The organism is Mesorhizobium sp. M1E.F.Ca.ET.063.01.1.1 (genome assembly GCF_003998155.1).
GTDB lineage: Bacteria > Pseudomonadota > Alphaproteobacteria > Rhizobiales > Rhizobiaceae > Mesorhizobium.
The window spans coordinates 1-7,618 of record NZ_RZSC01000264.1 but is presented as its reverse complement, the minus strand read 5'-3'; the positions used below and the strand labels follow the sequence as shown (position 1 = coordinate 7,618).

Annotated in this window: 10 protein-coding genes; 6 read left to right on the top strand and 4 right to left on the bottom strand. The window is 63.2% G+C overall.

Annotated features, from left to right (window positions below; genetic code table 11):
- The coding region (locus EOA29_RS19005) for a biotin/lipoyl-containing protein (RefSeq protein WP_145969703.1) at nucleotides 1-176 on the top strand (176 nt) is incomplete at its 5' end.
- A gap of 140 nt (nucleotides 177-316) precedes the next feature.
- On the opposite strand, the gene EOA29_RS19000 is transcribed toward EOA29_RS19005, so the two are convergent.
- Together EOA29_RS19000 and EOA29_RS18995 are read right to left on the bottom strand one after the other, a co-directional pair.
- Nucleotides 317-1,438, bottom strand: coding sequence for an ABC transporter substrate-binding protein (locus EOA29_RS19000; RefSeq protein WP_127221286.1), 1,122 nt, complete (start codon nucleotides 1,436-1,438; stop codon nucleotides 317-319).
- Between the two features lie 380 nt (nucleotides 1,439-1,818).
- Nucleotides 1,819-2,085, bottom strand: coding sequence for a sel1 repeat family protein (locus EOA29_RS18995; RefSeq protein WP_126094963.1), 267 nt, complete (start codon nucleotides 2,083-2,085; stop codon nucleotides 1,819-1,821).
- A 450-nt stretch (nucleotides 2,086-2,535) separates the two neighbouring features.
- On the opposite strand from EOA29_RS18995, the gene EOA29_RS18990 reads away from it, so the two are divergent.
- The 5 genes from EOA29_RS18990 to EOA29_RS18975 all read left to right on the top strand — a co-directional run bounded on the left by EOA29_RS18990 (nucleotide 2,536) and on the right by EOA29_RS18975 (nucleotide 6,326).
- Nucleotides 2,536-2,877 carry a DUF2147 domain-containing protein gene (locus tag EOA29_RS18990; RefSeq protein ID WP_126094964.1) on the top strand — a complete coding sequence of 114 codons (342 nt, stop codon included), beginning with the start codon at nucleotides 2,536-2,538 and terminating at the stop codon, nucleotides 2,875-2,877.
- A gap of 312 nt (nucleotides 2,878-3,189) precedes the next feature.
- Nucleotides 3,190-3,342 carry a hypothetical protein gene (locus EOA29_RS41505; RefSeq protein ID WP_189350201.1) on the top strand — a complete coding sequence of 51 codons (153 nt, stop codon included), beginning with the start codon at nucleotides 3,190-3,192 and terminating at the stop codon, nucleotides 3,340-3,342.
- Nucleotides 3,343-3,369: 27 nt separating this feature from the next.
- Entirely contained in the window at nucleotides 3,370-3,564 is a 195-nt protein-coding gene (locus tag EOA29_RS18985; RefSeq protein WP_127221285.1) for a hypothetical protein, read from the top strand.
- A gap of 127 nt (nucleotides 3,565-3,691) precedes the next feature.
- Entirely contained in the window at nucleotides 3,692-5,152 is a 1,461-nt protein-coding gene (locus EOA29_RS18980) for an AMP nucleosidase (RefSeq protein ID WP_245468490.1), read from the top strand.
- Nucleotides 5,153-5,315: 163 nt separating this feature from the next.
- A complete protein-coding gene (locus EOA29_RS18975) occupies nucleotides 5,316-6,326 on the top strand; it encodes an endonuclease/exonuclease/phosphatase family protein (protein WP_127221287.1) in 1,011 nt (336 codons plus the stop codon).
- Nucleotides 6,327-6,354: 28 nt separating this feature from the next.
- Here EOA29_RS18975 and EOA29_RS18970 read toward each other — a convergent pair whose 3' ends face one another.
- Nucleotides 6,355-6,945 (bottom strand): DUF922 domain-containing protein, encoded by a 591-nt coding sequence (locus tag EOA29_RS18970; protein WP_127221283.1) that lies wholly within the window; start codon nucleotides 6,943-6,945, stop codon nucleotides 6,355-6,357.
- Between the two features lie 159 nt (nucleotides 6,946-7,104).
- Nucleotides 7,105-7,618 (bottom strand): 4Fe-4S dicluster domain-containing protein (locus EOA29_RS18965; RefSeq protein WP_189478928.1); only part of this gene is annotated, 514 nt, incomplete at its 5' end.

Here is a 7,618-nt window from a genome sequence, read left to right as displayed (position 1 = left end):
CGGCAGCGGGTGACACGGTGATCAAAGGCCAGCCGCTCCTGATCCTCGAGGCTATGAAGATGGAACACACCATCGCCGCCCCGCATGACGGGGTGATCGCCGAGATCGCGGCCGAAGGCGCGCAGGTGAGCGACGGCACGGTGCTGGTGCGGTTCGCGGAAGAAGGGCAAGGCTGAAACGCCCGTTCGGTTTGTCTCGTTAACGAGACAAAATAGTTGGGTATGGCGGGACGGCGCCGGCGCCGTAGAGCGCCGACCGCCGCCAAAAGGAAAATGGCCGGACGAGACCGGCCATTTTCACTTACCTGACGGATCGCTTACGGCTTGATCGGCGCGTATTTGCCGTCATGCCACTGGTTGATGTCGTAGCTGGCGTTCTTCAGGTCGCCCTTCTCGTCGAAGATGACGTCGCCGACGACGGTGCTGATCGGCTTGCCGTCCTTCAGCGCCTCGGCGACTTTGGCCGGATCGTCGGTGCCGGCGCGCTTGACGCCTTCGGCAACCGCCTGGATCACGGCGTAGGAGAACAGCGTGAAGCCTTCCGGGGTGAAGCCGCCGGCCTTGATCTTGGCCACGGCGTCCTTGGCTTCCGGCTTGGCCTGCGGATCGGACGGGAAGACGAACATGGTGCCTTCGCCGGCCGGGCCGGCGACCTGCCAGAATTCCGGCGTGGCGATCGAGTCCGGCATGATCAGCTGGAACTTGACGTTCTGCTCGGCAGCCTGGCGCAGGATGAGGCCGGCCTCGGGATGGTAGCCGCCGAAATAGACGACATCGGCCTTGAACTCCTTCAGCTTGGTGACCAAAGCCGAATAGTCCTTCTCGCCAGCATTGATGCCTTCGTAGTCGACCTCCTTGAGGCCGCCGGCGTTCATCGTCGCCTTGACCACATCGGCAACGCCCTGACCGTAGGCGCTCTTGTCGTGCAGGACGACGATGTTCTTGCCGGCATATTTCTTGGCGATCCACGGGCCGATGAAGGCGCCCTGCGCGTCGTCACGCGTGTAGAGGCGCATGATCGTCGGCCAGCCAGACTTGGCCGCGGCGTCGGTCAGCACCGGGTTGGACGAGGCAGGGCTCATCATCAGCGTGCCGGATTCAGCATAGACAGCGGAAGCCGGAATGCTCGAGCCCGAGCAGGCATGGCCGTCGACGAACTTGATGCCGTTGGCGACGATGCGGTTGGCCACCGAAACCGCCTGCTTCGGGTCGCACTGGTCGTCCTCGATATCGAGCTTGATCTGGGAGCCGTTGACGCCGCCGGCAGCGTTGATGGCGTCGGCGGCGGCCTTCGCGCCCTGCTTGAACTGGTCGCCGATCGTGGCGAGCTGTCCGGTCATCGGGCCGACCACCGAGATGGTGATGTCGTCGGCGAAAGCAACCGATGCGCTCATCATCAGGCCCAATGCGGCCGCGCTCAAAATACCCAATCTTTTCATGGCAATAAGAACTCCTCCACTTGCGCGCGGCCGTGCCGGCCACGCTGTTCCTGAGAGCCGGGACAATTCCACCCTTCGCCGGAACTGTCGAGAGGACAATACATACCGCTTTGGTTCATTTCGGCCAGGATTTCTTGGGCCAAGCCGCACTCAGCCGCGGCCGGGCGGAACGCCTAAAATGCAAAAGCCGCGCCGGCCTTGTCCCGGCCGGTCGCGGCTTTTGCAGTCGAGCTTTCCCGGCGCCCCCGCGCCTGAACCCGCTCGCTTCCCTGTGTCTGCGCAGCTAGGCAAGTCTTGCCTGCCGCGTTCTTGCTCTTGTCAACCGGCCGTCTTTCTGCGGCCTTGTCCCCTGAAGACCTTCGGACCTCGGGCCTACAAGGTCAGTGCATCGTCATCCATTCGCGCGCTTCGCGCAGCGCCTTGGCGATCTCGACCTTCGACATCGTGGCCGAGAGTTCCGAGCGCAGTTCGGCGGCGCGGAGCGAACCCTTGATCGCGGCGATGTTGAACCATTTGTGGGCGGCAACGACGTCGGTCTCGCAGTCGCGACCGGTCGCATACATCATGCCCAGTTCGAAAAGAATGTCGGCCTGGGCAGTTGCCCCCATGGCGCCGAAGCCGGCCTCGAGCATTTCAAAACGTGCCATTTCAATCCCCTGTCTGGCTCCCGAGAGCTGCCTCCTTCTGTCCCTTGGTGTCCTTGGGGCGGGCCGCTCTTTCGATGCTTTCGAGGATGAAGCCTGGCCTTGAATCCGTCGTTAAATGGCTTGCTTAATTTGAAGAAAACAAAGCTAAAACAAGAGGTAAACGCGAAAAACTGTTAAGCATAGGAATGGCGCAATTCCGCCTCTTTGCAATAAATTCGATGAAAATTTCGGGGGCCGCAATCAAGACTTCGCTAACCACGGAAACCGAAGCCTTTTCCGCTCGTGTTCAGTTTCAGTGACTTGCGCAGCTAAAAATCCTTGCAACCTTCCGTGGCGGCACCGCTTTCGTTTTGGCGGCGGCTGGATTAGCTTTACCTTTGCGTAAGGGACAGAGAGGCGGAAACAGAGAGGCGGAACGAGCCCCGCCTGAATTCTGAAGGGAGGATAAACATGTTTCGAAAAGTGAGCCTGGCCCTGGCGGCCACCTTGATGATTGCGGGTGCTGCATGGGCCGACCCGATCGAAGGCAACTGGAAGACGCAAGCCGGCTCGACAGCCGCGATCGCCGGCAGCGACTCGTTCTCGATCACGCTGAAGTCCGGCAAATATGCCGGCAAAACCATCGGTTCCTTCAAGGCAGCCGGCGACAACAAGTATACCGGCACCATAACCGATCCGGAAACCGACAAGACCTATTCCGGCAAGGCAACGATTTCCGGCGCCTCGCTGAAGATGAGCGGCTGCGTGCTGGGCGGGCTGATCTGCAAGAGCCAGACCTGGCACAAGCTCTGATCGCCGCTTGAATGACCTGATGAACGGGGCCGCGCGGCCCCGTTTTCTTTTTAGGCCCCGTTTTCCTTTCAGGCGCCCTTTCGAAGCGCATTGGCGGACGCGGCGGTTTCCAGCGGCTAAAGGTCGTCGCCGGCGACGAGCTTCAGGTTCTTGTCTTTCCGCACGTCGTTTCCCAAAACCGCTGCGCACTTTTGGCGACCTGCGTCAGCCAGATCGCGACCATATCAATCATTTTGAACGGTAGATGAATACCGGTCTCAGAACCGGTTCAGAGGCATTCGGGCATTCTCCTCGCCATTGAAGGAGAGACCAATGCTTGTCCGCCGCTTCACCATCGTCTGCCTGCTGATGAGCCTGTTCGGCATGGTCTTCGCCATCCTCGTGGCCGAAGCCGGCCGTCCGGCCCGCTCGTCGGGAATGGCCGACACCTGCCGGCTGGACTGCATGAACCATTTCGACCGCTGAAACGACCTCGAAACCGGAACCACCACCATGAACCGCATCGCTACCTCGACCCTCCAGGCCCTTCGGCTCCTGCCGCGGGCGATGCTCATCCTGATGCTGCTTGCCGCTCCCGTGCTGGCGGTGCCGATGATGCGCGCCGACACCGGCTCTATCATCGAAGCGCCGACGCCGAAGAAGGCGGGCGTCGGCTTCGTGCTGCTGGTCAGCCTGCAGCGCGGCTGACACGGTCGAAGAAAAATACGCCGCAGGGCGAGCTTCGCGTCCGCCTCCCCCTCCCAAGCGCTCGTCCAAATCCCTATATTGGGCCATGGAAAAGCGAATCTACCCCCAAGCTATCGAATCGGTCGTCATGCCGGAGCCTTTCGGCAGGCAGAGCTTCGACGACGCCAAGAAGGCGGTCGCGGCGTTGCAGAGGCTCTATGACCGCAACACCAAATTCCTGCGCGATTCCTTCGCCGAACTCGCGGCCGGCGGCGACGAGAGCAAGCGCTACCGCGCCTTCTATCCGCAGATCGGCGTCACCACGACCTCGTTCACCCAGATCGACTCGCGCCAAGCCTACGGCCATATGCCGACGCCTGGGCATTTTGCCACCACCATCACCCAGCCGCAGCTTTTCGAGAGCTACCTCGTCGAACAGCTTCGGCTCATCATGCGCAATCACGGCGTGCAGGTGACGGTGTCGGAATCGACAACGCCGATCCCGTTGCATTTCGCCTTCCTGGAAGGCACCTATGTCGACGGCACGGCGGCCGAGCGCATCAAGCGGCCGATCCGCGACCTGTTCGACGTGCCGGACCTCGACGGCACCGACGACCAGATCGCCAACGGCACCTTCGAGGTGGCGTTCGGCGAGCCGAGGCCGCTGGCGCCATTCACCGCGCAGCGCATCGACTATTCGCTGCACCGGATGTCGCATTACACGGCGACCAGCCCGCAGCATTTCCAGAACTTCGTGCTGTTCACCAACTACCAGTTCTACATCGACGAGTTCGTCGCGCGTGCCCGCGATCTGATGGAAAAGGGCGGAGGCGGCTACAGTGAATTCGTCGAACCGGGCAATGTGGTGACAAAGGCTGGAGCCGACGCGCCGAGCGACGGCACGCCGCCTCCGCGCCTGCCGCAGATGCCGGCCTATCATCTGAAGAAGCCGGGCCATGGCGGCATCACCATGGTCAATATCGGCGTCGGCCCCTCCAACGCCAAGACCATCACCGATCATATCGCGGTGCTTCGGCCGCATGCCTGGGTGATGCTCGGCCACTGTGCCGGCCTGCGCAACACGCAGGCGCTGGGCGATTATGTACTGGCGCATGCCTATGTGCGCGAGGACCATGTGCTGGACGACGACCTGCCGGTCTGGGTGCCGATCCCGCCGCTGGCGGAAATCCAGGTAGCGCTGCAGGAAGCGGTGGCCGAGGTCACGGGCCTATCCGGCTACGACCTCAAGCGCATCATGCGCACCGGCACCGTCGCCACCATCGACAACCGCAACTGGGAACTGCGCGACCAGCGCGGACCGGTGCAGCGCCTGTCGCAGTCCCGCGCCATCGCGCTCGATATGGAATCGGCGACGATCGCGGCCAACGGCTTCCGCTTCCGCGTGCCTTACGGCACGCTGCTGTGCGTCTCCGACAAGCCGCTGCACGGCGAACTGAAGCTGCCCGGCATGGCGACCGAATTCTACAAGCGACAGGTGGCGCAGCATCTCACCATCGGCATCAGGGCGATGGAGAAGCTGGCCGAAATGCCGATGGAGCGGCTGCATTCGCGCAAGTTGAGAAGTTTTTCCGAGACGGCCTTCCAGTAGCCAGCGGCGCGCCCCAGCGGCGCGGCGAGGCAATTCGCCGTCTTGCAAGGGCCGCAATTTGGCCGATAAGCAGGCCAGAGCGAGATCATCTCGCTCCAAACAGATTGCCGGCGGCATTCGGCAGGCCAAGACCGAGATGACAACAGGCGGCGCGCGCTCGAACATGACGGCTGGGGTGGCATTCCTGGCGATGATGGCACTGTCGGCCGCGCTGCTGGCCGGGTTCCTCGGCGCGCTGCACCCTGCGCTCGATTCCTTCTCGCATTTCCGCATTCACCTGAGCGTGCTTACGGCGCTGCTGGCGCTGGCGCTGCTGGCCAGCTCCTATCGGCTGCAGGCGACAGCGGTGCTGCTCTTCGCCATCGCCAGCTTCGCCACAACGGCTAGCGCCTTGCCCAAGCTGTGGCCGCAACAGGCGATCGCCAGACCCGCTGACCGGATTGTCTACAGCCTGCTGCAGATGAATTTGCGCTTCGACAATCCGACGCCGAAGAAGGTGCTTTCGCTGATCGGCCGGACCAATCCTGATGTGATCACCCTCGACGAGGTGTCGGGGATGTGGACGACCGAGCTTGGCTATATCACCAGCGCCTATCCCTACCGCATCCTCTGCCCCTACCCCAACGGCGTATTCGGCGTCGCGCTGCTCTCGCGCCGGCCCTTCGCCGCCGGCACAGCGCCGCATTGCGAACCGCGCGGTGCGATGGCGACCGCGACGATCGATTTCGGTGGAACCGGCGTCGACGTCGCCGCGATCCATTTGAGCTGGCCCTGGCCGCTCGAGCAGCACTGGCAGATCGGCGAGTTGTCGGAACCGCTGACCGCGCTCGGCGAAACGGCGATCATGGCCGGCGACTGCAACGCCGTGCCCTGGAGCGCGGCCGTGCGGCGCGTCGCTTCGCTCGGCAAGCTGACGGTGATGCCGTCGGCCGGGCCGACCTGGATCCACCGGAAGCTGCCCGACTTCCTGCGGCGCTTCGCCGGCCTGCCGATCGACCAGGTGTTCAGCAAGGGCGGGGTGACGATCCATTCCGCGACCCGGCTGGAAGACACCGGCTCGGATCATCTGCCGGTGCTGGTCGAGTTCTCGCTGCGGTCCGACGACAGAGGGCCCAAGGACGAGCATGAGACGGCGCTGGCTTCTCTCGTGCGGCTCGGGAAGACACCGGGTTGACGTAGCGATCCTTCGCAGCATCGCGCCGCTAAGGCTTCATCAAAGCCGCGACCAAATGCTCGACATGGCCGCCGTCGCGGTGCTCTCGGGCATCGAAGGCATTCTGCTTGGCCTCGTATTCGGCATAGGCGGCCTGGATACGCTGGCGCGCCTCGCTGCGCGCCTTGTAGCAATAGGGATCGTCGGCGACCTTGAGACCGGTGATCGACCGCTCCGTGGCGCGCATCATCTCCCTGGCGATGCGGCCATGGGTTTCCTCATGGGCGCGCACACCGGCGAAAAACCGGGTCCATCGCTTCTTCAGCGCCGGCGTCGCCGAGGCGACGCGCGGAAAGGTGTAGAAGAGATTGAGCGTGCCGTTCGCCTGCCGTATCCGGCACGAACCCTTGTCCGGGATGACGCCGAGCTCCCAGTCGGCCGTGTAGGCGGTCTGGGCGATGGCGTGCGTCATGAAGCCGTGCTTGGGGCCTTTGCTGTCCATGGCTTCGATAAGTGCCGCGCCGGAATTGCCGGCAATGTCATAGGTTCGCGTCTGGACCAGCACCCTGGTGCCGGCCGAGGCCTGCGGCGCGCAGAACGCGCCGAGAGCGACAAGGCATGTCAGAACCGCCAGGCGCATCGCCGTTTCTCCCTATCCTCAGGGAAAGGAAACACAAGCAGGCGGTGGTTTCAACGGCCTTGAGGTTGCGATGTCGCAACCTATTCGCAGGCAGGCGCCGCCGGCGGTGGCGCCCCCGGTATGTCAGGGGCAGCGCAAAGCCTCTGGCAGTTGCCCCTTCTACATACCCTGATAGACAGGCCCCTCTCCACCTTGTGGCGGCACCCAGTTGATGTTCTGGTTCGGGTCCTTGATGTCGCAGGTCTTGCAGTGGACGCAGTTCTGCGCGTTGATGACGAAGCGCACGTCCTTCGCCGACGGATCGGCGGCGGCGTTGCCGTCCTTGTCGACCCATTCGTAGACGCCGGCCGGGCAGTAGCGGGTCGACGGGCCGGCGAACACGTCGTGCTCGGAGCGCTGCTGCAGCGCCGCGTCGCCGACGATGAGGTGCACCGGCTCGTTTTCCTCATGGTTGGTGTTGGACAAAAACACCGAGGAGAGCCGGTCGAAGGTCAAGATGCCATCCGGCTTGGGATAGGCGATCTTCTGATGCTTGGAGGCGGGCTCGAGCGTCGCGTAGTCGGCCTTGCCGTGCTTCAGCGTGCCGAAGGGCGAGAAGCCGAACAGCGTGTTCAGCCACATGTCCAGCCCACCGATGCCGACGCCGATGATGGTGCCGAAGCGCGACCACAGC

Excerpts from the sequence above, each read along its gene's own strand:
- EOA29_RS19000 (WP_127221286.1), bottom strand. The coding sequence starts at position 1,438 with ATGAAAAGATTGGGTATTTTGAGCGCGGCCGCATTGGGCCTGATGATG.
- EOA29_RS18995 (WP_126094963.1), bottom strand. The coding sequence starts at position 2,085 with ATGGCACGTTTTGAAATGCTCGAGGCCGGCTTCGGCGCCATGGGGGCA.
- EOA29_RS18990 (WP_126094964.1), top strand. The coding sequence starts at position 2,536 with ATGTTTCGAAAAGTGAGCCTGGCCCTGGCGGCCACCTTGATGATTGCG.
- EOA29_RS41505 (WP_189350201.1), top strand. The coding sequence starts at position 3,190 with ATGCTTGTCCGCCGCTTCACCATCGTCTGCCTGCTGATGAGCCTGTTC.
- EOA29_RS18985 (WP_127221285.1), top strand. The coding sequence starts at position 3,370 with ATGAACCGCATCGCTACCTCGACCCTCCAGGCCCTTCGGCTCCTGCCG.
- EOA29_RS18980 (WP_245468490.1), top strand. The coding sequence starts at position 3,692 with ATGCCGGAGCCTTTCGGCAGGCAGAGCTTCGACGACGCCAAGAAGGCG.
- EOA29_RS18975 (WP_127221287.1), top strand. The coding sequence starts at position 5,316 with ATGACGGCTGGGGTGGCATTCCTGGCGATGATGGCACTGTCGGCCGCG.
- EOA29_RS18970 (WP_127221283.1), bottom strand. The coding sequence starts at position 6,945 with ATGCGCCTGGCGGTTCTGACATGCCTTGTCGCTCTCGGCGCGTTCTGC.